Genomic DNA, 25,459 nt, shown 5'->3' with positions numbered 1-25,459 from the left:
ATTTTTGCATCGCTCCCCTTGGGGTTTTCATGCAGATGCATTAAGTCCAATCGGCGCATCCGATTGGCCTTCTGGGGTTTTGACATGGCTGTAACGACCGGCGACCTTCGTCCATCCGCGGCCCTTGGCACCTGGCGGACGCCGCTGGTCATCATCATCTGCGGATGCCTGATCGCGCTGCTGAGTTTTGGGCCGCGCTCGAGCCTCGGCTTTTTCGTCCAGCCGATGAGCCGCGAATTCACCTGGGGACGCGACGTCTTCGGCCTCGCGCTGGCGCTGCAGAATCTGTTGTGGGGCCTCGGCCAGCCGATCGCGGGCGCCATCGCCGATCGCTTCGGTATCCTGCGTGTGATGATCGTCGGTGCGCTACTCTATGCCGGCGGTCTCTTGCTGATGCGTTATTCGACGGCGCCGCTGTCGCTCGATCTCGGCGCCGGCGTCCTGATCGGCTTCGGTCTATCCGGCTGTTCGTTCAATCTGGTGCTGTCGGCGTTCAGCAAGCTGCTGCCGGTGGAGAAGCGCGGCTTTGCGCTCGGCGCCGGCACCGCGGCGGGCTCGTTCGGGCAATTCCTGTTCGCGCCGTTCGGCGTGGCGATGATCGACAATTTCGGCTGGCAGGCGGCGCTGACGGTGTTCGCTCTGCTGATGCTGCTGATCGTGCCGCTGTCGCTGGCGATCGCGACGCCGCCTTCGACGTCGTCGAACGAGCCTGTCGGCGACCAGCAATCGTTCAAGACCGCACTGGCGGAGGCGTTCGGCCATCGCTCCTATGTTCTATTGGTGCTCGGCTTCTTCACCTGCGGCTTCCAGCTCGCCTTCATCACCGTACATCTGCCGGCCTATCTGGCTGATCGCGGGGTTGCGGCGTGGACCGGCGGCTGGGTGGTCGCGGCCATCGGTTTGTTCAACATCATCGGCTCGCTCAGCGTCGGCTGGCTGCAGAGCAAATATCCGAAGCGCTATATTCTCTCGCTCATCTACTTCGCCCGCGCGCTGTCGATCATGGCATTCATCTCGTTTCCGATCACCACCTTCTCGGCGATCGTATTCGGCGCCGCCACCGGCCTGACCTGGCTCTCGACGGTGCCGCCGACCTCGGCGCTGGTGGCGCTGATGTTCGGCACCCGCTGGTTCGCCACGCTGTACGGCTTCGCCTTCGTCAGCCATCAGGTCGGCGGCTTCCTCGGTGTCTGGCTCGGCGGCGTGGTGTTCGAGCAGTTCGGCTCCTACACGCCGATCTGGTGGCTCTCGATCATGTTCGGCGTGCTGTCGGCGCTGATCAACCTGCCGATCGTCGAGCAGCCGGTAGCGCGCCTGGTTGCACAACCCGCCTGATGCGGTAAACACTCCCCAGCACACAAAAAGTCCGGGGAGTTCGCCATGGGAACGTTCAAGGCCATCAGGATCGACAAGGCGGAGAAGGGTACCACCGCCGCGCTGACACAGTTCGACGAAGCCGAGTTGATGGAAGGCGACGTCACGGTTGCGGTCGAGTGGTCGACGCTGAACTACAAGGATGGCCTCGCCGTCACCGGCAAGGCGCCTGTAGTGCGGCGTTTCCCGATGATCGCCGGCATCGATTTCGCCGGCACCGTCGCACAATCCTCGCATCCGGAATGGAAGGCCGGCGACAAGGTCGTCTGCAACGGCTGGGGCATGGGCGAGACCCATCTCGGCGCCTATGCCGAGAAGGCGCGCGTCAAGGGCGACTGGCTGGTACGGCTGCCCGGGAACATCTCGACGCGCGAAGCGATGGCGATCGGCACCGCCGGCTACACCGCGATGCTGTCGGTGCTGGCGCTGGAGAAGCATGGCCTGACGCCTGCGAGCGGCCCTGTCGTGGTGACCGGCGCCGCCGGCGGCGTCGGTTCGGTCGCCACTGCCGTGCTGTCCAAGCTCGGCTACCACGTCATCGCGTCCACGGGGCGGATGTCGGAAGCCGACTACCTCAAGGGGCTCGGTGCCGCCGAAGTGATCGACCGTGCCGAACTCGCAGCGCCCGCCAAGCCGCTGGCGAAGGAGCGCTGGGCGGGCGGCGTCGACAGCGTCGGATCGACCACGCTCGCCAACCTGCTGTCGATGACCAAATATGGCGGCGCTATTGCCGCCTGCGGCCTCGCCGCCGGTATGGACCTGCCGTCCTCGGTCGCGCCTTTCATTTTACGCGGGGTGTGCCTTCTGGGCATCGATTCCGTGATGTGTCCGTTGCCCCAGCGCAAGCTTGCCTGGAACCGTCTTGCCAGCGATTTGGACAAGGGTAAACTGGCTGAAATTACTCAGGAAATCACTCTCGACCAAGTCATCGGAACCGGCGCTCAAATCCTTGCCGGCCAGGTCCGCGGTCGAATCGTGGTAAAAATTCTCTAACGGCGTTCAGACTTTACCAACTAACCTGCTCCAATGTTGCCACTGTTGATATGGTAAGCAGCGGGTAAAGAGGCCTGTAGCATGGTCCGGCAAACTGGGGTCCCGGTTTTCATGCTCAAGCCGAGGCGGGCGCCCGCGCTCTTGTTAAGTTGGAGTAGCTGCATGCTTGCGCGTTTGGTTCTGGGGGCCGTCACGGCCAGTGCGATGATTATTCCTGCGCTGGCCGGGAGCATGAATGCCGACGAGGCGCGCAGGTTCGTGAGTGGCAAGGTCTTCGCCTTTACCTGTTTCGACGGCACCCGCGGTGCCGGCCGCATCCTCGACGATCTCGGCGCAGCCGGCTCGGTACAGTTCAGCGGCTCGGGGCCGATCCGCCACGTACGCCTGCCCGGCAACACACTGCAGGTTCGCGGACAGGCCGTCTGCGCTTCCATCAAGGGGCTGCCGTTCGAGCCGTGCTTCAATCTCGACAAGCGCGACGATCGCTCATTCCGCGGCTCGGTTTCCGGCATGGGCTTCGCCTATTGCGATTTCCGCCATCAGGGCGCCTCGCAGATGCTGATGGCACGCTCCGTGGCGCGACCGCGCTCGCTGCATCGCCGGGAGGAGCCGTCGCGCGCGGTCGACGCACGTGCCGAAGTAACGGGGCGCGTCGAAACGCCGCCGGTCGAAAGCGCCAAGCTCGAGCCCGTGAAATCCGAGCCGAAGGCGGAGCCGGCCAAGGCCGAGAGCGCGCCGGAGCTCCGCCGCTCGACCGACTGATCGCGGAAGCACCGCGTGCAGCCGGCCCGAGAGCGGTCGCGCGGCTGTGAATCATCCGGCATCCCTCATCCGGCGCACGCCAACCCGTAGTCATACGGGCTGGCGGATTCATGTCCTGGTAGCGAATCTCATTCCAAGTGGTGACCGGCAGAGAAGGCCGGGAGGCGGCCCAACACATGAGATCAATCATGCCGCTGTATTTTTTTCGGATCAGCCATGGCAGCTATGCCGGCGCGTCCGATCAAGGATCCGAATTCGAAAGCCGCGAGGCCGCCTGGACCGAGATGACAAACGTCTGCGGTAACCTGCTCGGCAGCCTTTCGCGCAGCCTGAAACAGAATGCCGAATGGCAAATGGAGCTTCTGGACGAAGCCAAGAAACCCGTGTTCAGGATTCGCCTGGTCGCCGAATCCGTCGGTTAGCGCTCCATCCCGCGTGCGCATCGGACCCCGGTAATTTTACGGACCTGCGAATTAACCATCGCTTGCGACCTGATGCGTACGGTTGCCGAATATTCCCGGCGCATCGAAGATTGATGGCAGTTCCTCATAATTCAGCGGCGCCTGTCTCCAACGTTTGAGAGAGCCAGCCATGTCCGCACTTTCCATCCGCGCCAAGGTCATCGCCGTGATCGCTTTCATGCTGATTGCGATGTCCGGCATGGGCCTGCTGGCGATCCGCAGCATGCAGGCGATCAACGCCCATACGGTGGAAATCGCCTCGAGCTGGCTGCCGAGCGTCCGGGTGCTCGGTGAACTGCGTGCGGATATCAATCTGTTTCGTATTGCGCTCCGTGCCCATGTCATGGCGGAAACGCTGGAAGCGAAGGCCGCCAACGACAAGAGACTGGCCGGCATCCTCGAAAGGATCGCGAAAGATCGCAAGGCTTACGAGCCGATGATCAGCTCTCCCGAAGAGCGCTCGATCTACGAGAACTGGGCGCGCGCCTGGGAAAAGTATATCACCGGCGTCCAGGAAGTGATCGAGTTGTCGCGCCAGAGCGTCGGGCGGATTCCCCATGAGGCGAGCGAAGCCATCTCCAGGAAGGTTGCGGTCATCGCCGCCGAATCCGATGCGTTCCTGGAAAAAGACATCAACCTCAACAATGCGGGCGCGGATACCGCGACCCGGCAGGCCGCCGAAGGTTACAATTTCGCATTCTGGCTCGTCCTGGGCATTGTCGCCGCTGTCATGATCTGCGGTGTCGGCGTTGGAATCTATCTGGTCCGCGACCTCTCGAGCGGGATTGCCTCGATCGTGAAGCCGATGCGGGCGCTGGGAAGCGGCGACCTGACGGCCGAAGTGACGCGCTGCGGTGAGAAGACCGAAATCGGCGCCATGGCGGACGCCCTGCAGGTATTCAAGGATGCGCTGGTCGCCAAGAAGGCTGCCGATGAAGCTGCCGCCTGCGATGCCGAAGCCAAGATCGAGCGCGGCCGTCGCGTCGACGGCATCACGCGGCACTTCGAGGCCATGATCGCCGAGATCGTCGAAACCGTGTCCTCGGCCTCGACCGAACTCGAGGCTTCCGCGGGCACGCTGACCTCGACCGCGGAGCGCGCACAGGAACTCGCCACCACCGTCTCGGCAGCCTCGGAAGAGGCCTCCACCAACGTGCAGTCGGTCGCATCCGCCACCGAGGAAATGGCATCCTCCGTCAACGAGATCAGCCGGCAGGTGCAGGAATCAGCGCGCATGGCCAGCGAAGCCGTGGATCAGGCCTCAAGGACAAACGATCGGGTCGGCGAATTGTCGAAAGCCGCCGCCTGCATCGGCGACGTGATCGAGCTCATCAACAACATCGCGGGCCAGACCAACCTGCTTGCGCTCAACGCCACCATCGAGGCGGCACGCGCCGGTGAAGCCGGCCGTGGCTTCGCGGTCGTTGCGTCCGAAGTGAAGGCATTGGCAGAACAGACCGCCAAGGCCACCGGCGAGATCGGTCAGCAAATCACCGGTATCCAGGCGGCAACCCAGGATTCGGTCGGCGCCATCCAGGAGATCTCGGGCACCACCGGAAAGCTGTCAGAAATTTCCTCGGCGATCGCGGCTGCCGTGGAAGAGCAGGGCGCGGCAACGCAGGAAATCTCCCGCAACGTGCAGCAGGCCGCGCAGGGGACGCAGATGGTCTCCGCCAACATCACCGATGTGCAGCGCGGCGCGACCGAGACGGAGACGGCCTCGTCACACGTTCTCTCCGCGGCGCAGTCGCTGTCGGGCGACAGCAACCGTCTCAAGCTCGAGGTCGCCAAGTTCCTCGAGTCGGTGCGCGCCGCCTAGAGCTCCGTTTCGATGGTATCGAAACAGAGCTCTGGATTCTTGGTTTGACGCGTTTTCTTAACGCGAACCGGTTGCCACTTCGCTTGAAAACGCTCTGGTTGATCAGCTTCCCGAGGAAGCAGCCGGTGCAGGCGGCGGCGATGCCGCTTGCCTGCGGAACAGGATGCGCTGGTACAGCCAGCCGATCGCCACCAGCACCAGCCCCAGGCACATGAAGGACAGCGCGCGATAGACGCCGGTCAGGGTCGACATATCGATCAGGAAGGCTTTCAGGATCGTCAGTGCGATGACGACCGCTGACGCCAGCCGCGCGCGCTGCGAGTTGAAGAGAATCCCGATGCCGAGCAACACCACGCCGAACGCCAGGTACGCGATCGAGTAGGTATATTGCTCGGCGCCGGTGGTAGGACCATGCGCCGTGACCGGGCCGTGGTAGATCCGCCGGATCTCAAATGTCACATAGGCGAGCGCGAGAATGAGCGCTCCGGCCGCGATCGTGTTGGCATAGCCGGTCGGGCGTCTGCCCGCCACAGCATGGGACAACAGCAGCGCGAGCACCGCAGGCAGGGCGTAGCCGAGCAGCAAAAGGTTGATCACGACGCCGCCGACATCGATCGACCAGAGAATCGGGTTCTCCAGCAACATCAGCCCGAACACCGCGGCAAGGCCGGCAAACGCAGTGAGCAGGATAGCGCCGGCATTGTGAATGACGCTGCCGGTACGGATGCGGAGGCGTTCCAGCCCGATCGCCATGGCCAGCGCAACGCAAACCTGCAGCGCGACCTCGGTGAGCCCGGCGCTCTGGCGATAGACGTCGCCATTGTTCACAGCATGGCGGATTTCCATGAACGCCAGCAGCACCGTGAACAGGATCGCCGCCGCCTCCACCGTCCGTAGCGGCGCATCATCGCCGCCACGGCGCAGCAAGATGCTGCCGGCCCAGAACGATGCGGCGGGGATGCCATAGCCCCACAGCAGCCAGTTGAAGATCGGCGTGGTGCCGACGGCCTCGCCTGCGATGCGCGGCTCGTAGCCGATCCGCAGCACCACGATGCCGGCGAGGATGGCGGCGAGCGTGCGCAGGAACGCGATCGGCCGCTGCGTCGAAATCCATGCGGTGCCAGCCGACATCAGCGCCAGCGCGATCGTCAGCCAGCCTTTTTCCAGCGCAAAGGTCAGCGCCAGCGCCAGTGCAGCGAGCGTGCCGGTCGCAAACAGCGCGATCGAGGCTTGTAGTCCCGGACGATCATCGCGCTTGCTCAGGATCTCGGTCGCGGCGGCATAGGCTGCAGCCAGCAGCACCGCGAGAATCGCAAACGGGATCGAGCGGTCGAGATGCGCGATGCGGGCGTAGAGCGCGACCAGAAGCGCCAGCGGCGTGAAGACGGCCGAGGCCGACCAGATTACGGGTATGATCGGTCCTGTCGAACGGCCCTGCGCAAGGAATCCCGCGACGCCGAAACCTGCAGCGAAGATCGCGGCCGAGATCAAATGCAGCGACACCGATCCGTCCGTGGCGCTCGGCCCGATGCCTTGCAACGGGCCGCCAGGCAGCACCAGCATGTCGGGATTGGCGCGAATGGCCCATTCGGCGAATACGATAAACGCCAATGCAGCCGCAGCCCCGACCGCGCCGGCGGCGGCATCGCTGCGCCAGGCGACCAGGAGACTGCCGGCCACCAGCAGGCCGAACACGATCATCGCGGTGTCGGCATGAAAACTGTTCAGCACGATCAGGGTGGCGCCGAGCAAATAGGCCGCAAGCGAGCCGGATGAGATCGGCTCGACCAGCCCCTCGTCGGCGGGCGGGCCGAACATGAAACCGCAGACAACGAGCAGCGCGGCGAGAATGAAACCGGCGAGCACGTGGAACGCATGCGGGCCGACCATCGATGGACCGCATTGCAGGCAGGGGAACGTCCACAACAGCGCGAACACAATCGTGGTGGCCGCGAGCCAGCGCCACAGCCTCACGCGCGCCAGGCCGAAGGCGGCGGCGGTGACGATCGCGAGATAGATGTAGAGCGCCCAAAAGTCCGGCTTGCCTGATGAGACCAGGACCGGCGTGACGAAGGCGCCGACGACGCCGAGACCTGCGAGCGCCGGCCCGTGCAGCAGCGCTGCGGCTAGCGTGCCCAGTGCGACCAGTCCGAGCAGGATGAAGGCGGTGGCCGGCACCAGGAAGCCGTACAGCGCATAGGCCGCATACACCGTGGCAAACGCCACAGCCGTTCCGGCGGCCGTCAGGATGGCCGGAATGTTGGCGATCGGCAGCGCCTCGATCGTGGAGATGCTTTCCTTGCGGCGCGTCCATTCGCCGGCCAGCAATAGGGCCAGCGCGAACAGGCCGCCCAGCATCGTGCGGACGCCGGGGCCGAGCAGGCCGGCCTCGATCGAATAGCGCACCATGAAGAATCCGCCGAGTGCCAGCGTCAGTCCGCCGATCCACACCACCCAGCGGGTGCCGATCGTTTCCTCGAAGCCACGATCGGGCTGCGGCAGCGGCGGTGGCGGCGGTGGTGTTGCGCCGCCTGCGGCCTGCTCTGAAGTTGCGGAGGACGCAGCAGGCGCGACAGATTCTACGTCAGGAACGATGGGCGGTGGTGTCGGTGCGGCCGCGGTCGAGGCCGGCGGCAGGGTCTGCTCGAACGCTTCAAACGGCGTGAGCGGCGGAGGCATGGGCGCAGCGGCGGCCGCCGGTGCCGCCTGGATCGCCTCCAGGCGCTGGCGCAGCTCCGCCACCTGGTTCATGGCCTTCCGCGCGAAGATCAGGGCGACGATCGCAATCACGAGCGCGAAGAAAACGAAGGGGTCGTCGAACATGGAGCCTCCAGGCGGGCGTTCCAAAGCGTTTTCAAGCGAAGTGGGTACCGGTTCGCGTGAAGAAAACGCGTCAAAACGAATGACTAGCCGTTAACCGGCCACGTCGGCAGCCCGGTTGCAATCCTGTGTGCGGCTTTGTCCGCTAAAAGTTCAAATCAAGCCCGGGAGGCAATGTCGCACGCTTCGCAGCAAAGGATATGGCATTTTCGTGCCATATCCCTCAGGAGCGCACAGGTTCTATTCCAGATCGAGCTGGAACGGCCGGCCTTCGACGGTCATGCTGCCCGGGCCCATTTCGTCGAGCGCGCGCAGCATCCGGCCCTCGCGCCCCAGCGCCCTGTCGGCGAGGCTGACGATCAGCCGGTTGGGAGAAGCAATCGCGGAGCGGGCGCGAATTTGCCGGGCGATCTCGATCTCGTCGCGGTGTGGATTGAGCGCGCAGGCGGCGGCAAAGGCGCTGGCCGTTGAGCGGCTGATGCCGGCATAGCAATGCACCACCATCGGCGCGCTGCGGTCCCAATTGCGGACGAAATTCAGCACCCTCTCGATATGATGATCTGCCGGCGCGACAAAACCGTCCATCTGCTCGGTGATGTCGTCCATCGACACCCGCAGATGATTGGCCTCGAGCACCGAAGCCGGGCGCAGCACCTGATCGACATTGGCCATCACGGTGAGGATATGGCTGGCGCCGGTGGCTCTTACGGTCTCGGGAAGTGCGGCAAGCGAACAGACATGAAGCATGGCGATCCTTCGAAGCGTTCCCTGGAGCATGATCCGGAAAAGTGGATACCGGTTTTCCGAAAAGATCATGCTCAAATCAAAGAGATCGAGCGGGATGGCGATTCGAAGAAACGTCGTCCCGCTCTAATCCTGTTTTGTCGCAATTATAGGCCCGCGGGTGAAGCGGTGAAAGCAGGTTTGCGCGGGGCGATCAACCGAGCAACAGCTTGAATCGCGCCAAAAACTGCTTCTCGGCCCGGGCCGCGGTCCACGGCGTCAGATAATCGCGCACCGTGGGCTCGGGCAGGCCGGGGTCCCTGCCGAACAGGCGCTTGGCCTCTCCTTCCGAAAAGCCCGCCAGATGGGTGGCTTCGAGATAGGCCGCCCCGCGATCGGCCGCCTTGATGGCCTTGGTGATTTCATCGGCGAGAGTTGGCGGCAGGCCGAAGCGAATATGGATCGCCGCCAGCAGGCGCTTCTCCACCACCTTGTAGTCGCCGCCGAGCACCGCCTTGAACGGCGAGATCATGTCGCCGATGACGTATTCCGGCGCGTCGTGCAGCAGTGCTGCGAGCCGGAAGCGGACGTCGACGCGCGGCATCTGCTCGCGCATCACGGTTTCGACCAGCAGCGTGTGCTGCGCCACCGAGAAAATATGCGCGCCGCTGGTCTGCCCGTTCCAGCGCGCCACCCGCGCCAGGCCATGGGCGATATCGGCGATCTCGATATCGAGCGGGGAAGGATCGAGCAGATCGAGCCGCCGCCCCGACAACATCCGCTGCCAGGCGCGGTTGGCGATGCTGGGCGTTTTAAGCGTCGTCATTTGGCCTTGAGGCGGGGCTTGCGAAGTTTGCCGCTGCAGTTCTCGTGGCAGAAGCAGGTGACCAGATGATCGTTGACCATGCCGGTGGCCTGCATGAAGGCGTAGACGATGGTTGGGCCGACGAACTTGAAGCCGCGCGCGCCGAGCTCTTTTGAAATCTTGATCGAGGCCGGTGTCGAGGCCGGCACGCTGGCCGTGGTCTTGAACTGGTTCACGACAGGCTTGCCGTCGACGAAGTCCCACAGAAACTTGGAGAAGCCGGCGCCTTCTTCCATGATCTTCAGATAGGCCTTGGCGCTGTTGACGGCGCCTTCGATCTTGGCGCGGTTGCGCACGATGCCGGCATCATTCATCAGCGCGTGGATCTTCTTGTCGCTGTAGCGCGCGATCTTTTCCGGTTGAAAATCGTCGAACGCTTTGCGGAAGTTTTCGCGCTTGCGCAGGATCGTGATCCACGACAGCCCGGCCTGAAAGCCGTCGAGGATCAGCTTTTCATAGAGCGCGCGGTCGTCATACTCGGGCACGCCCCACTCGGTGTCGTGATAGGCCATGTAGAACGGGTCTTCGCCCGGCCACGGGCACCGTGTTTTGCCGTCGGGGTGCAGGCGCGCGGAGCGGCTCATAGGAATTTGCTCATGCGACGGTCTGCTTCGGTGGGGTGCGAACGTCGTTCGGGTCGGTCAGGCGGATCGCAAGGCCGCCGGCGGTCAACGGCAGTCCCGCATCGAGCGCGTCCGCAACGCGGTCGATCCGGACCAGCGCGAGGCCATGGCCGCCGGCGGTCGATCCCATGGTGCCGAGCCGCTTGTCGCCGCCGAGAACGGCGACGCCGGTCTCCGGCGAAAAGTCTTCGAGAGTAACGCGCACGATCCGCGTGCGCGCGGTGCCGCGATGCTGCATCCGCGACACCACCTCTTGGCCGACATAGCAGCCCTTGTCGAAATCCACGCCGTGCAGGCGATCCATATTGGTCTCGTGCGGAAATGCGTCGCTGTACATGAAATCGAGTCCGCCGCGCGGCACGCCCGTAGCGATGCGATGGGCCTCGTAGGCGTCGCTGTCGACGAGCTCGGCGCCGATCAGATCGGCTACCTTCTGCTTGAGATCTTCGGGCACGAGAATGCGCCAGCCCAGCGCTTCATGCCGCGGATCGGCGAACGCCAGATCGGGCTTCATCGCAGGCTCGCCGTTCCACACGGCCAGCACGCCCATGCTGTCGGAGATGTTCTCCACCGCGACCTTGGCGCGCAGCTTGTAGAAGCCGAGCTTGTCGGCGAGGTTCTGCGCCAGCGCGCGGGGCGCATCGATCAGGAAGCCGCCGCCATGGCCGGCGGGGGCTTCGGTGATCAGGAAATCGGCGGTGATCTTGCCCTGCGGCGTCAGCAGCGCGCCGAACCGGCCGAGCCCTGGCTGTAGCAGCGTGACGTCTGTGGTGACGAGGCCATTGAGGAAGGTGCGGGCATCCTCGCCGCTGACCTTGACCACGCCCCGGTCTGGAAGAAACGCTGCTTTCATCAGTTAAAATGGCCTCTTTTGACGTTCTCTTGAAGTTCCTGGGGAAACACCGGTCGCGGATATCCCATCCGAAGTTAAGGCGCTAAGGTGCCGCCAACAAGCCCCGAAGCGGGCGTCCGAGGATCAATGAATCAGCGATGAATCAACGATTTGATACCATTCTAAAATCCGGCACTGTGGTCAATCAGGACGGCGAGGGCATCCGCGACATCGGCATTTCCAACGGCCGGATCGTCGCGATCGGCGGGCTGGGGCAGGCGTCCGCCGCCGAGACGATCGACTGCAGGGGACTGCACATCCTGCCCGGCGTGATGGATACGCAAGTGCATTTCCGCGAGCCGGGCCAGACGCATAAAGAGGACCTTGAAACTGGATCTCGCAGTGCCGTGATGGGCGGCGTCACCGCCGTGTTCGAAATGCCGAACACCGATCCGCTGACCGTCACGGAAGCCAACTTCACCGACAAGGTGAAGCGCGGCCGACACCGCATGCATTGCGACTTTGCTTTCTTTATCGGCGGCACCCGTGAGAATGTGGCCGATCTCCCCGAGCTGGAGCGCGCGCCGGGTTGCGCCGGCGTCAAGGTGTTCATCGGCTCTTCCACCGGCGCGCTACTGGTTGAGGACGACGAAAGCCTGCGCCGCATCTTCCAGGTGATCCGCCGCCGCGCCGCCTTTCATGCCGAGGACGAATATCGCCTCAACGAGCGTAAGCCGCTTCGCATCGAGGGCGATCCGCGCTCGCATCCGGTGTGGCGCGACGAGACCGCCGCGCTGATGGCGACCCAGCGGCTGGTCAATCTCGCACGCGAGACGGGAAAACGCATCCACGTCCTGCACATCTCGACCAAGCAGGAGATCGAGTATCTGCGCGACCACAAGGATGTCGCGTCCTGCGAGGCGACGCCGCATCACCTCACCATGGCCGCGCCCGAATGCTACGAGCGGCTCGGCACCCGCGCCCAGATGAACCCGCCGGTGCGCTCGGCCGATCACCGCGATGGTATCTGGTATGGCATCGAGCAGGGCATCATCGACGTGCTCGGCTCCGACCATGCGCCGCATACGCTGGAGGAAAAGGCCAAGACCTATCCCGCTTCACCCTCGGGCATGACGGGCGTGCAGACGCTGGTGCCGCTGATGCTGGATCACGTCAATGCCGGGCGGCTGTCGCTGGCGCGCTTCGTCGATCTCACCAGCGCCGGCCCGGCGCGGCTCTACAACATCGCCTGCAAGGGCCGCATCGCCGCGGGCTATGACGCCGATTTCACCATCGTCGATCTCAAGCGAAGCGAGACCATCACCAACAAATGGGTGGCCTCGCGCGCCGGCTGGACGCCCTATGACGGCGTGCGCGTCACCGGCTGGCCGGTCGGCACCTTCGTGCGCGGCAGGCGCGTGATGTGGCAGGGCGAGGTGACGACGCCGTCAACCGGCGAGCCGGTGCGGTTTCTGGAGACGTTGAAGGCGTAGGGCAGAGTGTCGCCCCACGCGAAAGTGTCGTCACCCGCGAAGGCGGGTGATCCAGTATTCCAGAGACGGCAATGATTGAATCGAGAAGCCGCGGCGTACTGGGTCGCCCGGTCAAGCCGGGCGATGACAGCAGTGCAAGTTCACTGCTTCGCCAGTTTCAGCGAAAACTCGCCGTTCTTCACGCGAGCCGAGAGGCCATCGACGAACTTCGCCACCGCGTCCTCGCCGTAGGTCGAGACCAGTTCGGCCAGCGCCGTGAACAGGCTCGCCTGCGCGAGGCAGTCGCCATCGACGCCATCGTGCCGCGCTTCCGCCCAGGCCTCGCTCAGGTAGCTCAGGGCAGTCTGCTTCTGCTCGAGATCGGGAAGCGGGTCGCGGGCGGTCGGGAAGGAGGCTGGGCGGCTCATGAAGCTCAACGAAATCTGCGCGAACCAGGGCGGAACGCATCCTATCGCGACAAGCTCTAGCACGCGCCGCGGGCTCGCCTAGACCACATCTTTAGGAAAGGTTAACGGCGCTGCTCGAATTTCAGGCGGCGAAAAAGTTCCCGCTCGTTTCACGGAATGCAGCCGAGGATCGCTCCCGGGGTTGCGCAAACATGGTGCGCACCGGCCTCCAGCAACTCGTCGCGGCTGCCGTAGCCGTACAGCACGCCGATGCCCTTCATGCCGTTGTTTTTCGCGCCGACCATGTCGTGGCTGCGGTCGCCGATCATCAGGGTCTTGGCCGGATCGACCGATGCTTGCTTCAGCGCGTATTCGAGCAGATGCGACTTGTCCACACGGGTGCCGTCGAGTTCGGAACCGAACACGCGCTCGAAGTGATCGCGCAGCCCGAAATGATCGATGATGCGCTCGGCGAACACATGCGGCTTGCTGGTGGCGACGAACAGCCGGTGGCCGGAGGCGCAGAGCGACGTCAGCACCTCGCCGACGCCGTCGTAGACGCCGTTCTCATAGAGGCCGACGTCGGAAAATCGCTCACGATAATACGACACGGCGAGATCGGCCGACGTTTCCGCGCCAAGCAGCCTGACGAAGCTCGCGCGCAGCGGCGGGCCGATGCACCAGGTCAGTTCGTCCTCGGTAGGCATCGTCCGATGATCGAGCTTCTGCAGCGCATACTGGATCGAGCGGGTAATCCCGGGCTTGGGGTCCGTCAGCGTTCCGTCGAGGTCGAAATAGATCGCGTCCATGGTTGCCTAGTTCGCGTAGCGCGCGGTGAGGTCGCGCGAGATCTTCGAGCCTTCCTCGATATACCGGCGGATCGCGACCGAAGCAGCCGGCGTGCAGGTCCGGTAGGTCTGCTGAAAGCCGTTATAGCCGCGGTTGAAGCCCGCGATCATGCGGGCGCGGCGGTCGCCGGACGGGGTTTCGGCGTCGATCAGCGCCTGCATTTCGTTGCGCCATTTCGCCCCTTCATTGGAGCCGCAGATGCCCCGGAGGTAATGCAGCGTGCCGAGAATCTCGGCCAGCCGCTGCAGATCGCCGTCAAATGGCGCGGCGGCATCCTGGGCCCGCACGGGGGCCACATGGCAGGCCGAAATCAGGATGAGGGCGGCGAGGGCGTGCTTGAGCATTTGAGGGCCGATATGCCCCCTCAATCTGCCGGAGGCAAGGTGTGAAGCTCCGGGAACGGCTGCCTAGACCAGCTTCCGGGCGGCCTCGATGACCTCCAGGAGGCCGCCGGTGACCTTGAGGTCACCGAGCCCATCCGGTGCCAGCCATTTGAAATCGTCGTGCTCGTCGTTCAGGACCGGCTCTCCGGCCGTCCAGCGCGCCGCGAACGACATGATCAGGTAGTGCCCGCCACCAGAGGCCCCGGGCAGCACCTCGCGCCAGCCGGCGAGGCCCAGAATCTCGATTTTCAGGCCGGTTTCCTCGTCCACCTCGCGATGGAGCGCCGTGTGCAGGGATTCGCCGAATTCGACCCGGCCGCCGGGGAACGAGTAGAAGCCCTTGCCCGGCGAGCGGGCGCGGCGGACCAGCAGGACCTTGCCGTCACGAAAAATCGCGCCGCTGACGGCGAGTTGGGGGTGGGTCGGCTGGACAGGGGAAGCCAAGGGGGGAATCCGGTAAGCAGGGAACTTGCTGGGCGAACGATCATGCCCGATCGGTCCGCGCAGGTCTAATACGACGGGACGGAGTGAGGCGTGGCGTGGCTAGTTCGACATGACCGATTCGACATCGACATCGGTGTTGCCGTTGATGACGCCACCGGCCAGCGCCACCAGCGGCTTGACCCAGGCGGTGGCCTGCTCGGCCAGCGTGGCGCGGGTCTTGTCCTGCTGGGCCTCGCGCATGGCGTTGCCGACCGCGGTCAGGATCGAGGTCATGGTAGCCGTGAGATTGTCGAAATTGGCGCGGACCTTGGGGTCGGCGCATTCATAGGCCTCGATCGCGAGGTCGCGGGCCTTGAAGTTGGAGGCCCAGAAATGCTCGGCGTAGGACAGCGGGGTCCAGGTGAGGAAATCCTCCGCGCATTCCGGCATGTCTGGCACCATTTCGAGCAGCATGACGGCTTCGTTGAAATGATTCAGGTAGTCGGTGGCGAGCCCGGTGCGGGGATTGATGTTGGCCGCGCGCAATTGATCCGCACGCGCCTCGTCAATACGGGCCGTTGTCGGTGGCGGCATGGGGCGATCGGATCGCACATCTGTGGCGGCCATTGAGGTCATCTATCCCACTGTTAACATCTGGGGTTAACACACGTTAAACAGAGGCTTATCTTGATCAGATAATGTGCGGACGTTTCGTCATTACCTCACCACCTGAGGCGCTTCGGCAGATCTTCGGCTATATCGAGCAGCCCAGTTTCCCGCCGCGGTATAATATTGCGCCTACTCAGCCAGTTCCGGTTGTCATCCTGGAGAATGGCGGCCGCCATTTTCGGCTGATGCGCTGGGGACTGGTCCCGTCGTGGGTGAAGGATCCTCGCAAATTTACGCTCCTGGTCAATGCGCGCTCCGAGACGGTTCTGGAGAAGCCGGCGTTCAAGAATGCGATCAAGCGGCGGCGCTGCCTGATCCCGGCCGACGGCTATTACGAATGGCAGGAGGCGAGCGGCCGCAAGCGGCCGTTTTTCATCCATCGCCGCGATGGTCAGCCGGTCGGCTTTGCCGCACTGGCCGAAACCTGGATGGGGCCGAACGGCGAGGAGACCGACAGCGTCGCCATCGTCACCGCGCCCGCCAGCCGCGATCTCGCCACGCTGCATCACCGCGTGCCCGTGACGATCGCGCCCGAGGAATTCGAGCGCTGGCTCGACGGCCGGACCAACGATGGCGACGACGTCATGCCGCTGCTGCGCGGGCCGACTGAGGGCGAGTTCGCCTGGCACGAGATTTCCACCCGCGTCAACCGCGTCGTCAATGACGACGCGCAACTGCTGTTGCCGATCACCGACGAGGAGCCGACGGCGGAGGAGCCGAAGCCCGCGAAGCGGGCCGCGCCACGCAAGGTGACGGTCGCGCCGGAGGATGACGGGCAGGGCTCGTTGTTTTGAGGGTTGCTCACTCTCTCGTCGTCCCTGCGTTCGCAGGGACGACGAGTTGATAGAGCGGTCCTCACTTAAAAATATTCAGCGCGACGTATTGCAGCAGCATGATCGTCTTCGCGTCCACGATGCGGCCATCGGTGATCATGGTGAGCGCCTGGTCGACGGGCAGCTCCAGCACCTCGATGTCTTCGCCTTCGTCGGCGAGGCCGCCGCCGCTACTGATGCGCATTGAAGGCTCGTACTCGGCGACGAAGAAGTGCAGCTTCTCGGTGACCGAGCCGGGACTCGAGAAGGCCTCGAAGATCTTCCTGATCTCGCCGAGCCGATAACCGGTTTCCTCCTCCGCCTCGGCGCGGATCCGTACCTCGGGCGCTTCACCGTCCAACACGCCGGCCGCAGCCTCGATCAGGAGATCGTCGTAGCCGTTCACATAGGCCGGATAGCGAAACTGCTGCACCAATATCACGGTGCGCTGCGCGAGATTGTAGGGCAGCACCGTTGCGCAGTTGCCGCGGTCATAGGTCTCGCGGGCTTGCGCCTGCCACTCGCCATTGGCGCGGCGATATTCGAACGTGGTCTTCTTCAGCACGTAGTAATCGTCGGAGAGGATCTCGACGTTCTTGACGCGGACGCGATCGGAGATGGTCATCGAATTCCTTTGGCCGTCACGGCGTCGGCTCGCGGCCGTCGAGCCATTTGGCGAAAACAATCGTCTGCGCTTCGGCGTAACCGATTGATTGGTAGAATGCTCCTGCCTTGGCGTTTTCGCGCCGGACCATCAATTGCAATTTGGCGATGCCGGCCGCACGCAACCAATCCTCGGCCGCGTTCATGATCGCGCGGCCATAGCCCCTCGCGCGACGATCGGGATCGGAGGCGACGTAATAGACCCAGCCGCGATGGCCATCATGGCCGACCATCGCGGTCGCCACGATCGCGTTACCGTCGCGGCCGATCAGGATCGTTGAATTCGGCTCGCGACGGGCGAGCGCGATGTCGCTGGCGGGGTCGTTCCACGGCCGCGTCAGGCCGCAGGCCTGCCACAGCGCAATCACGGTGGCGACGTCGGCATCCGCAATGTCGGCGATGGCGAGCGCAGGAATTGTCTTCGCAGCAGTCACGGTCACAGCACCTTGCCGGGGTTCATGATGCCGAGCGGATCGAGCATCGCCTTGATGCAGCGCATCAGATCGATCGCGACCTTGTCCTTGACGTCGGGCAGTTCGTCGCGCTTGAGCACGCCGATGCCGTGCTCGGCCGAAATCGATCCGCCCATCCGCAGCACGATCGCGAACACGACCTCGTTGACCTCGTGCCAGCGCGACATGAAGTCGGCGGTGTTGCCACCGATCGGCTGGCTGACATTGTAGTGGATATTGCCGTCGCCGAGATGGCCGAACGGCACCGGTCGCGAGCCCGGAATGAGTTTCACCACCGCCGCATTGGCTTCCTCGATGAAGGCGGGAACGGCCGCAACCGGCACCGAGATGTCGTGCTTGATCGAACCGCCTTCCGGCTTCTGCGCCGCCGACATTTCGTCGCGGAGTTTCCAGAACCCCGCGCGCTGGGAAAGATTCGCCGCGATCACCGCGTCGTCGACGATGCCTTCCTCCATGCCCTTGGCGAGGATGGATTCCAGCGCCGCGCTGGCGTCGTCGCGCGAGGACGACAATTCCATCAGCACGTACCAGGGATGCTTGCTCGTCAGGGGATCGCGGATGTCGATGCCGTGGCGCAGGCTGAAATCGACCGCGATGTCGGCCAGCAATTCGAAGCTGGTGAGGCTGCCGGCCGCCTCGTTTTGCGAGATCGACAGCAGCTTCAGCGCCTGCGCCGGCGACTTGAGCCCGACATAGGCAGTTGCTACCGCGTGCGGCTTCGGAAACAGTTTTAGCGTCGCCGCGGTGATGATGCCGAGCGTGCCCTCGGCGCCGATGAAGAGATTGCGCAAATCGTAGCCGGTATTGTCCTTTTTCAGCTTCGACAGCCCGTTCAGGATCCGGCCATCGGCGAGCACCACCTCCAGCCCGAGCGCCATCTCGCGCGCCACGCCATAGGCCAATGCAGCGGTGCCGCCGGCATTGGTGGAGAGATTGCCGCCGATGGTGCAGCTTCCTTCCGCGCCGAGCGACAGCGGAAACAGGCGATCGACCTCGGCCGCGCGCTGCTGCGCGATTTGCAGCACCACGCCCGCCTCGCACGTCATGGTGTTGGACGCGGGATCGATCTCGCGGATCTTGTCCAGCCGCCGCAGCGAGACGACGACCTCGCCATTGTGCGGGGTCTGGCCGCCGACCAAGCCGGTGTTGCCGCCCTGCGGCACCAGCGCGATTTTGTGCTCGCTGGCGAGCTTGCAGATCGCGGACACTTCCGCCGTCGTGCCCGGCCGCAACACCAATGGCGAGCGGCCATGAAACAGGTCGCGTTCCTCGGTGACGTAGGGCGCGATATCGGCGGCATCGGTCACGGCATATTTGTCGCCGACGACCGCGCGAAATTTCGCGATCAACTCGGGTGGAAGAGGCGGCACGGAGCCTTTCCTGGAGCCTTGGACGATATTCATTTTCTTGTTCTCTTTCATTCCGCCCGTTCATTTTCGCCCGACTGCTGCGCGGCGCAGCCGGTCGTTGATGGCTTCGCCCAATCCGTCGTCCGGAATCGACATCACGGCGATGGTGCGCACGCCTTTGCCGTCGAGCGCGCGCAGATGGCCGAACAGATTGGCGGCGGCCTCGTCGAGATCGCCGCGCTCCGACAGATTCATCACGGCGGAGGCTGCGTCAATTCCCGAAATTGCTCCGAAGCCGAACGCCAGCAATGCCTCGCCGGGCTCCAGCACTTGCGCGTTGAGGCGCACGCGCGCACGCGGCGCGTAGTGGGATGCCAGCATACCCGGCGCCAGCGGTTGCCCGCTGTCGGTCTCAGTATCCGCCGGCGGCTGCGCAAGCGCGCAGCCCAGCACGCGCTCGATCTCCGCGCGCGGCAGGCCGCCGGGACGCAGCAGCATCGGCGCATCGAAGCAGCCGACAATGGTGGATTCGACGCCGACGGCGACCGGCCCGCCATCGACGATCAGGTCGATCCGTCCCGCAAGGTCGCTCTGCACATGCGCGGCGGTGGTCGGAGAGACGTGACCCGAGATGTTTGCGGATGGCGCGACCACCGGGCCGCCGAACACACGCAGGATGTCGCGCGCCACCGGGTGGGCCGGTATCCGGATCGCGACCGTGTCGAGGCCGGCGGTGGCGAGGTCGGCCACCGCGCAGCCTTGCGTTTTCGGCAGCACCAGCGTCAGCGGGCCGGGCCAGAACGCCTCGGCAAGCGCGGCCGCGGGCGCGTCAAAGAGCGCGATCTGCCGCGCGGCGGCGAGATCGCCGACATGGGCGATCAGGGGATTGAAGGCCGGCCGGCCCTTGGCCTGGTAGAGGTGGGCGATCGCGGCCGGATTGGTGGCATCGGCGCCGAGGCCGTAGACGGTCTCGGTCGGGAACGCGACCAGCCCGCCTTCGGCCAGCGCACGCGCCGCAGCCGCCACGGCGGCCTCGCCGGCAGGCAAAATCTGGGTTTTCAGGCCAACATTCACTGTGATTAATTTCCTTAATCCGGCTGCTTGCGGTCGCCGAAACCCAAGGCTATAAGCCGCGTTCCAAGTCGGAGTGTGGCTCAGCCCGGTAGAGCACTGCGTTCGGGACGCAGGGGTCGCAGGTTCGAATCCTGCCACTCCGACCAATTATTTTTGCCATTCATTTTTCAGGGCTTTTTCTGATTGCTGACGGTTCCCGAGTCAACCGGGAAGTCAACCGCGGATTCCAGCCTGAAACAAAACATAAACATGCGTTCTCGCGGCTCAAGAAGCCCGAGGTTTGCATGAACCTTGTCCCTCAAACGAGAGGGAGCAGGGAATGCCGGGTGCTTGCTGCACCCGCGGTCTCGTGTGCAATGTATGCATAAGATGCGCACACGAGCATACAGGTACAGCCGGAGCACTCCGGCATTCCCTGCGCAATGGCTTGACGGCTTATGGCGCGCTCTTGTGTCCGCAAAATCTGCCAGAATATGCGAACGGGCGGCTCAGACCAACCGCCCGTCGCTGGATCTGAGCCCGTTCGCGCTCAAAGGCCTTGAGAGCCTGTCGGGGAGCGAGGGACAGATCCGGTGTCTTCCTCAACCCGAACAGTTGCATGGGCTGCGAGCCCGAACCGAGCAAGGAAGGGAGTGGATGATGGCACAAAATGAGGTCGTTGTCGTCGGTGTTGATGTGGCCAAGGACAAGGTGGATGCATGCATTCGCTCGCTGTCTCAACGGCAGACGTTCCCGAGCACCGCAGAGGGGCGGCACGCATTGATCCGCTGGCTTCGCAAACACAAGGTCGGCAAGGCAGCCATGGAGGCTTCCGGCGGTTATGAGCAGGACTGGGCCAAGGCGCTGCGCGAGGCCCGCATCGAAGTCCGGATCGTTGACCCGAAGCGGGTGCGCAGCTTCGCCCGCTCGGCCGGACGCCTCGCCAAGAACGATCCGATCGATGCGGAGATGATCGCCTGGTTCGCCGAGACCTTCACCGACGCGCCGGGCCAGGCCTTCGACGCGGCACGCGAGAGGCTGGTCAAGATCGTCAATGCGCGCCAGGGACTGCTCGATCTGCAGACCAGCTTGAAAAACAGTGGCGAGCATTCTGTGCCGGACGTCGTGCAGAAAATGCAGGCGCGGCTCTTGAAGAAGATTGCCGTCGAAGTCGCCAAGCTCGAGACCGCGATCTCCGCCATGGTCAAAGCGACGGCGCATTTTGCCGAGCTCGCCGAGATCATCGAGAGCGTGCCGGGACTTGGTAAGATCACGTCCGCCGGACTGATCGCGACGATGCCGGAACTGGGCCAGGTGAACGACAATATCGCCGCGGCCTTGCTGGGGGTAGCACCTTACGATGACGATAGCGGCCAACGGCGGGGCAACCGCCACATCAAGGGCGGGCGCCGCAAGGCCCGCAACCTCTTCTACATGCCTTGCATGGGAGCTGCGACCCAGCACAACCCCGTGCTCAAGGCGTTCTATGATCGCCTGATCGCCAAGGGAAAGGAGCCGAAGGTTGCGCTCACCGCCTGTATGCGCAAGCTCATCGTCATCCTCAACACCATGATCGCGCGACGCCAAAAATGGGACGCCAACCGTTACAAACCGAGCGACCCCGCTCGGCTTCCGCCGAGCGCATGCCCAGCCTAACGACCGGTGAGCGGACGGGGTCAAGGCCGTCAGCCGCCGGAGGCGGTGGCGCGTAGCGCCAGCCTTGAGCCCGGCCGATCACAGGTCTACGTGTAAAAACACAGTTGCTCCCTGGAGACGAATTCGTCTTGCCTCCATCACTGCCGGCTTGATGGCTCAATCGATCCGGTTGGATCGACCTCGCCACCGGCAGCTTGGCACCAGCCACGGGTGTCGGGACCACACGGTTTTGCCGTACGCTTCAGCGCCGTACGCCCTGCGCACCGTTTGCCGCTCATGAGGTTCAACCCACCCTGCGACCACCTTGTGCGCCGACGCTGCCGCGTCCACCACATCCCGCCTCGCGTTCGTGACGATCGCGATACGCCCCTCTTGTCGAGACGAGACAGCGCGGAAATAGCCACTGATTTGGGGTCAATTAAAAGCGGGAAATTTTTGCAAGGCAGGCTGGACGACCCAAATCAGATTGAATCTGCTCAGCAAATTAGATTTTTCGCGCACCGCTTTTCGACTGCGTTTGCTTCAGCGCGCAGCCCCACCCTCGCGCATCGACCGCAAATAATGCTCAGCATACTGAAGATAGTTCTCCGCAGCGATCCGGTCGCCGCTCAGGGCTTCGGCCTGGGCCAACGCCAAATACCGCTCGTAGTTTCTCTGTGCGTTCTGAGGCGGCATCGCGTCAGGATGCCGCGACCGAGAGGATTTGGTTTTCAGGAACTGAGGCCTTCGTGGCCTCGTATTGCTTGCGTTTTTCATATTCGGATGCGGCTGTTTCGCCGCTGGTTTGAGTTCTGAAGTGGTTGTCATGCCAGTCCATAGGCCGCACGGCCTGAAGCCGCACAGCGCTTAATCGAGGAATGATAGGATGCGGTGGATCGATGGCGCGTTGCGATAAAAGCGATCGAATTTCGACGGCTGTATGGACAGGTAGTCCGGCACTCGCTGTGAAAAACGAGCCGCGCCAGGATCCGTTAGTCCTTATATAGGCAGCAAATCGACCGTTTCAAGGAGTCTCAGCCAAGCCGAGTTCCGCGCGTTGCGGCCACGATCATGGCGGCGTTGTTCGCCGAGGCGATGAAGCGGGCATCCCGATCGTAGCGCAGGCGGAACTTCGGCCGCCATGGTTCCACGCAACCATTATCGAGGAAGAATTTCGGAACGATTCCGCGGCGTCGACGTTATTGGGATGGAGCAAGTAACTTTGGAGAAGGAGAAAATCCTCAACAAAGCGAAAGCTCGACGTGCCCCGTCATTCCACTGTGGATGGCGGGGTTTTTATTTGCGGCATTTTCTGCCGAAATTCACTGCCCACGAGCCGCCGCAGTTCGCGCGGACGGAACAAGCCCGGTTCACAACCTGAGAAGGATTGCGTTACCGTCGGCGACGTGCCCTGGTCCGGGCTGCTTTCTTGGCTGCAGCGGAGCGGCTCGCAGAGCCCTTGGTCCGGGACGCCTTCTTAGCCGCGGCGGAGCGGGCGGAAGCGCTGCGGCGTGAGGCAGCGCTTCGCGCCTGCTTCGACAGCGAAGAACGCGAGACGGTGCTGCGCGGTTCGCGCTTGAGAACCTGCGATACCGCACGCGAGACGCGCGGCCGCCGTTTCGGCTTCCGTTTGCCTTGGCCCGCTTCGTAAGCGTATTCGGCGCTTCGCCGAGTCGTCGCCTTGGCTTTGCCCTTCTTTGGCGGACGGAGCGCAACGCCGGCGCGTCTTGCCTTGGACAGGCCGATGGCAATGGCCTGCTGCGGCGACCTCGCGCCATGTTGGCCGCGGCGAACCTTGCGGATTTCCTCGTGCACGAATTCGCCGGCCTGCGTGGTGGTCGATTTCCCCGCGCGTTTATCCTTCCGGGCTTTCGCCACCGTTCGTCGCTCTGACATGATCATTCTCCATGGGCCGTCAACTCTTCGCCCCGCGACATCTTGCTAACGCTACATCTCGCAAAATGGTTCATTCCGAAGCGCTGTTGGCAACGAAAACGGCGAAGCCGGACTTGTTTCGTACGGTCCCGTGCACTCAGTGCTAGCGTGGAGTGCGGCTAGTCTCGGAACCGCCACTCGTACCGGCGCCCGAACCCGTCGTCTGACTGCTGCTCGAGTCGGGACGTCCGGGCGGATGCGCGGAAGCACCCGATCTTTCCTGTTGCCCCACAAAGCCGGATTCCCCGGAGTCGCGGGTCTTGATGCCTTTATCCGCTTCCTCCTGCATCTGCTGCATCTGCTGCATCTGCTTGTCGGATTGCATCTGTTGGCCAGGCGCTGTCGACTGCTGAGCCTGTGCCGGCGCGGCGATGGCAATGCCAAACGCGACCGTCGTGGCGAGAATTGAGGTTCGCATGAGCTATCCTCGTATTGTTTCCTCTCCGCACACAACGCGCGAGGCAGCGATCGTTTCCCGAGAGAGTTTTGAAGGAGGAGGGCGCAGGGACATCGATCCTGTCCTGCCGCGAACGAAAGCTCGCCGCCCTTTGGTTGCTCTTGGTTGCCAGTTCTGAGTGCCCACGCAGTCTCTCCGACTATTGTGCGAGTTGCGCCAATCCTTTCCAGTCGAAGCTGATGCCGTGGCCGGGCCGGGTTGGCGCCAATGCCATGCCCTGCTCGAGGACGAGCGGGTGCTCGATATAGCGATCGAGCCCAAAACCGTGCGCCTCGAGATAGGAACGATTTGGGCAGGCCGCGAGAAGGTGGACCGTGATGTCGTGTGCGCCGTGGCTGGTGACCGGAAGATTGAACGCTTCCGCAAGCCGGGCGACTTTCATGAAGGCCGTGACGCCGCCGCAATTGGTGACATCGGGTTCGGGATAGGACACCGCGCCGGCCACGATATAGTTCTTGAACTCCCAGAGCGAGCGCAGGTTCTCGCCGGCCGCAATCGGCACGCCGCCGTCAGCCATGATGCGGGCGTGACCGGCAATGTCATCGGGAATGATCGGCTCTTCGAGCCAGGTGAGGTCGCAGGGCTGCAATGCGCGTGCGGCGCGAATGGCTTCCTCGACCGTCCATTTCATGTTGGCATCCGCCATCAAAGGAAAGCCGTCACCGAGATGTTGCCGCATCGCCTGCACGCGCGCGACGTCGGACGCGAGATCCGGGCGGCCGACCTTCATCTTGATGGCGCGAAAGCCCCTGGCAAGATTTTCGTCGGTTTGTTTGAGAAGCGCTTCGACGGAAAGATCGAGATCGATGCCGCCGGCATAACAGGGCACGCGGGCGTCGAAACCACCGAGCAGACGGAACAGCGGCAGATTGGCGCGGCGCGCCTTCAGGTCCCACAGGGCGATATCCAGCGCCGAGAGCGCGAGCACCGGCGGTCCGCCGCGTCCGCCATAATGCAGGCCCCACCAGACGTGATGCCAGATGGCCTCGGTGTCGTCGGCTTGCCGGCCCTCGATCAGTTCAGGGATTTCCCGTCTGAGAATGTCGGCAATCGCGCCGCCATTACGGCCGACGGTGTAGGTGTAGCCCGTGCCTTCAGCCCCGTCTGAATCGCGAACGCGGCATGTCACCAATTCGAAGGCTGCGATTTCGCCGTGTGTGCTGTCGGAGAGGATAACCGTCAGCGGGATCCGATAGAGTCCAGTCTCGACCGTTTTGATGAGTGCCATTGGTTTCCACCCTGGTCTTCTTGGTGCATGTTAAGCTGCGCCCGCCGAGAGGCCGGTTTGGCTCCCGTCCTCTTCTGTCCACTTTACCGTGGTCCCGTTTAACGCACTACGTCCTGCTCCGCGGCTTGCGTTGCAGCTGATCGGCGTCGCGGACCTTAAGGTTGCGCGCCGACGGAATGGAGCAGCCCGATGCAATCGGAGTTCCCAGAGGGACCTCGCTCATCAAGCGTTAGCGGCGCGACTTTTTCCGAGGATTGTACGGCGAACGGTTGGTCGGCTTCAGCGAAATGCCCGCACGGTCCAAGGGCACGTACAAATACGGTGAGCCAACCGTTCCCATCGTCAAGCGCAAGCTTCCCCTGTACGTTGTGGGCAACAA

Annotated in this window: 27 protein-coding genes and 1 tRNA gene; 10 read left to right on the top strand and 18 right to left on the bottom strand. The window is 63.6% G+C overall.

From position 1 onward, the window contains the following. Nucleotides 1-84: 84 nt before the first annotated feature. The 5 genes from V1293_RS14980 to V1293_RS14960 all read left to right on the top strand — a co-directional run bounded on the left by V1293_RS14980 (nt 85) and on the right by V1293_RS14960 (nt 5,409). Complete coding sequence (locus V1293_RS14980; RefSeq protein WP_334510660.1) at nt 85-1,335, top strand: MFS transporter; 1,251 nt, start codon at nt 85-87, stop codon at nt 1,333-1,335. A gap of 45 nt (nt 1,336-1,380) precedes the next feature. Beyond that, nucleotides 1,381-2,367, top strand: coding sequence for an acrylyl-CoA reductase (NADPH) (gene acuI, locus V1293_RS14975; protein ID WP_334510658.1), 987 nt, complete (start codon nt 1,381-1,383; stop codon nt 2,365-2,367). Nucleotides 2,368-2,529: 162 nt separating this feature from the next. After that, entirely contained in the window at nt 2,530-3,129 is a 600-nt protein-coding gene (locus tag V1293_RS14970) for a hypothetical protein (RefSeq protein WP_334510656.1), read from the top strand. A 188-nt stretch (nt 3,130-3,317) separates the two neighbouring features. Next, on the top strand, nt 3,318-3,551 hold the full coding sequence (locus tag V1293_RS14965) for a DUF6894 family protein (protein WP_334510654.1): 234 nt from the start codon (nt 3,318-3,320) through the stop codon (nt 3,549-3,551). Nucleotides 3,552-3,720: 169 nt separating this feature from the next. Next, nucleotides 3,721-5,409, top strand: coding sequence for a methyl-accepting chemotaxis protein (locus tag V1293_RS14960; protein ID WP_334510653.1), 1,689 nt, complete (start codon nt 3,721-3,723; stop codon nt 5,407-5,409). Nucleotides 5,410-5,511: 102 nt separating this feature from the next. On the opposite strand, the gene V1293_RS14955 is transcribed toward V1293_RS14960, so the two are convergent. Both V1293_RS14955 and V1293_RS14950 read right to left on the bottom strand, forming a co-directional pair. Continuing rightward, nucleotides 5,512-8,232 carry a DUF2339 domain-containing protein gene (locus tag V1293_RS14955; RefSeq protein WP_334510652.1) on the bottom strand — a complete coding sequence of 907 codons (2,721 nt, stop codon included), beginning with the start codon at nt 8,230-8,232 and terminating at the stop codon, nt 5,512-5,514. Nucleotides 8,233-8,469: 237 nt separating this feature from the next. Beyond that, the gene (locus tag V1293_RS14950; protein WP_334510651.1) at nt 8,470-8,976 is read right to left on the bottom strand and encodes a tyrosine phosphatase family protein; all 507 of its coding nucleotides are present in this window, start codon (nt 8,974-8,976) and stop codon (nt 8,470-8,472) included. Between V1293_RS14950 and V1293_RS14945 the strand changes: the two genes are divergently transcribed. Next, entirely contained in the window at nt 8,968-9,186 is a 219-nt protein-coding gene (locus tag V1293_RS14945; protein ID WP_334510650.1) for a hypothetical protein, read from the top strand. The genes V1293_RS14950 and V1293_RS14945 overlap by 9 nt on opposite strands. Here the strand turns inward: V1293_RS14945 and V1293_RS14940 are convergent. From V1293_RS14940 to ygfZ, 3 genes are read right to left on the bottom strand one after another with little or no spacing between them, the layout of a single operon-like run. Next, on the bottom strand, nt 9,167-9,778 hold the full coding sequence (locus tag V1293_RS14940) for an HD family hydrolase (RefSeq protein WP_334510649.1): 612 nt from the start codon (nt 9,776-9,778) through the stop codon (nt 9,167-9,169). The genes V1293_RS14945 and V1293_RS14940 overlap by 20 nt on opposite strands. Continuing rightward, on the bottom strand, nt 9,775-10,401 hold the full coding sequence (locus tag V1293_RS14935) for a DNA-3-methyladenine glycosylase I (RefSeq protein WP_334510648.1): 627 nt from the start codon (nt 10,399-10,401) through the stop codon (nt 9,775-9,777). Before V1293_RS14935 ends, V1293_RS14940 begins: the two co-directional genes overlap by 4 nt. Nucleotides 10,402-10,411: 10 nt before the next feature. Next, nucleotides 10,412-11,293 (bottom strand): CAF17-like 4Fe-4S cluster assembly/insertion protein YgfZ, encoded by an 882-nt coding sequence (gene ygfZ / locus V1293_RS14930; protein ID WP_334510647.1) that lies wholly within the window; start codon nt 11,291-11,293, stop codon nt 10,412-10,414. A 137-nt stretch (nt 11,294-11,430) separates the two neighbouring features. On the opposite strand from ygfZ, the gene V1293_RS14925 reads away from it, so the two are divergent. Further along, entirely contained in the window at nt 11,431-12,765 is a 1,335-nt protein-coding gene (locus V1293_RS14925; protein ID WP_334510646.1) for a dihydroorotase, read from the top strand. 140 nt (nt 12,766-12,905) lie between these two features. Here the strand turns inward: V1293_RS14925 and V1293_RS14920 are convergent, their stop codons facing one another. From V1293_RS14920 to V1293_RS14900, 5 genes are all read right to left on the bottom strand, one after another. Next, complete coding sequence (locus V1293_RS14920) at nt 12,906-13,172, bottom strand: hypothetical protein (RefSeq protein WP_334510644.1); 267 nt, start codon at nt 13,170-13,172, stop codon at nt 12,906-12,908. Nucleotides 13,173-13,321: 149 nt separating this feature from the next. After that, the gene (locus tag V1293_RS14915) at nt 13,322-13,960 is read right to left on the bottom strand and encodes an HAD family hydrolase (RefSeq protein WP_334510643.1); all 639 of its coding nucleotides are present in this window, start codon (nt 13,958-13,960) and stop codon (nt 13,322-13,324) included. Nucleotides 13,961-13,966: 6 nt separating this feature from the next. Further along, nucleotides 13,967-14,344 (bottom strand): TIGR02301 family protein, encoded by a 378-nt coding sequence (locus V1293_RS14910; protein WP_334441483.1) that lies wholly within the window; start codon nt 14,342-14,344, stop codon nt 13,967-13,969. A gap of 63 nt (nt 14,345-14,407) precedes the next feature. Next, on the bottom strand, nt 14,408-14,827 hold the full coding sequence (locus tag V1293_RS14905; RefSeq protein ID WP_334510642.1) for an NUDIX hydrolase: 420 nt from the start codon (nt 14,825-14,827) through the stop codon (nt 14,408-14,410). Between the two features lie 99 nt (nt 14,828-14,926). Further along, entirely contained in the window at nt 14,927-15,400 is a 474-nt protein-coding gene (locus V1293_RS14900) for a hypothetical protein (protein WP_334510641.1), read from the bottom strand. Nucleotides 15,401-15,504: 104 nt separating this feature from the next. Here V1293_RS14900 and V1293_RS14895 point away from each other — a divergent pair, with 104 nt between their 5' ends. Continuing rightward, nucleotides 15,505-16,269, top strand: a complete 765-nt coding sequence (locus tag V1293_RS14895; RefSeq protein ID WP_334510640.1) for an SOS response-associated peptidase — start codon at nt 15,505-15,507, stop codon at nt 16,267-16,269. Nucleotides 16,270-16,330: 61 nt separating this feature from the next. On the opposite strand, the gene V1293_RS14890 is transcribed toward V1293_RS14895, so the two are convergent. The 4 genes from V1293_RS14890 to V1293_RS14875 are packed head-to-tail and all read right to left on the bottom strand — an operon-like array spanning nt 16,331 to nt 19,846. After that, nucleotides 16,331-16,912: an NUDIX domain-containing protein gene (locus V1293_RS14890; RefSeq protein ID WP_334510639.1), complete on the bottom strand. Its 582-nt coding sequence runs from the start codon at nt 16,910-16,912 to the stop codon at nt 16,331-16,333. 16 nt (nt 16,913-16,928) lie between these two features. After that, nucleotides 16,929-17,366, bottom strand: a complete 438-nt coding sequence (locus V1293_RS14885) for a GNAT family acetyltransferase (protein ID WP_442894352.1) — start codon at nt 17,364-17,366, stop codon at nt 16,929-16,931. A gap of 20 nt (nt 17,367-17,386) precedes the next feature. Further along, nucleotides 17,387-18,826, bottom strand: a complete 1,440-nt coding sequence (locus V1293_RS14880) for an FAD-binding oxidoreductase (protein ID WP_334510637.1) — start codon at nt 18,824-18,826, stop codon at nt 17,387-17,389. A 27-nt stretch (nt 18,827-18,853) separates the two neighbouring features. Continuing rightward, complete coding sequence (locus V1293_RS14875; RefSeq protein ID WP_334510636.1) at nt 18,854-19,846, bottom strand: L-threonylcarbamoyladenylate synthase; 993 nt, start codon at nt 19,844-19,846, stop codon at nt 18,854-18,856. A 69-nt stretch (nt 19,847-19,915) separates the two neighbouring features. Between V1293_RS14875 and V1293_RS14870 the strand changes: the two genes are divergently transcribed. Beyond that, nucleotides 19,916-19,992: transfer RNA gene (locus V1293_RS14870), tRNA-Pro, on the top strand. A 490-nt stretch (nt 19,993-20,482) separates the two neighbouring features. Further along, a complete protein-coding gene (locus tag V1293_RS14865) occupies nt 20,483-21,481 on the top strand; it encodes an IS110 family transposase (RefSeq protein WP_334507484.1) in 999 nt (332 codons plus the stop codon). 522 nt (nt 21,482-22,003) lie between these two features. On the opposite strand, the gene V1293_RS14860 is transcribed toward V1293_RS14865, so the two are convergent. From V1293_RS14860 to V1293_RS14845, 4 genes are all read right to left on the bottom strand, one after another. After that, nucleotides 22,004-22,237: a DUF4167 domain-containing protein gene (locus V1293_RS14860; protein WP_334516725.1), complete on the bottom strand. Its 234-nt coding sequence runs from the start codon at nt 22,235-22,237 to the stop codon at nt 22,004-22,006. Nucleotides 22,238-22,852: 615 nt separating this feature from the next. After that, nucleotides 22,853-23,356 carry a DNA-binding protein gene (locus V1293_RS14855; protein ID WP_334510635.1) on the bottom strand — a complete coding sequence of 168 codons (504 nt, stop codon included), beginning with the start codon at nt 23,354-23,356 and terminating at the stop codon, nt 22,853-22,855. A gap of 142 nt (nt 23,357-23,498) precedes the next feature. Continuing rightward, nucleotides 23,499-23,813 (bottom strand): hypothetical protein, encoded by a 315-nt coding sequence (locus tag V1293_RS14850; protein WP_334510634.1) that lies wholly within the window; start codon nt 23,811-23,813, stop codon nt 23,499-23,501. A 178-nt stretch (nt 23,814-23,991) separates the two neighbouring features. After that, the gene (locus tag V1293_RS14845) at nt 23,992-25,080 is read right to left on the bottom strand and encodes a mandelate racemase/muconate lactonizing enzyme family protein (protein ID WP_334510633.1); all 1,089 of its coding nucleotides are present in this window, start codon (nt 25,078-25,080) and stop codon (nt 23,992-23,994) included. Nucleotides 25,081-25,459: the final 379 nt, after the last annotated feature.

This window comes from Bradyrhizobium sp. AZCC 1693 (assembly GCF_036924745.1).
Taxonomy (GTDB): Bacteria; Pseudomonadota; Alphaproteobacteria; order Rhizobiales; family Xanthobacteraceae; genus Bradyrhizobium.
This window is presented reverse-complemented; position numbering and strand designations above follow the sequence as displayed.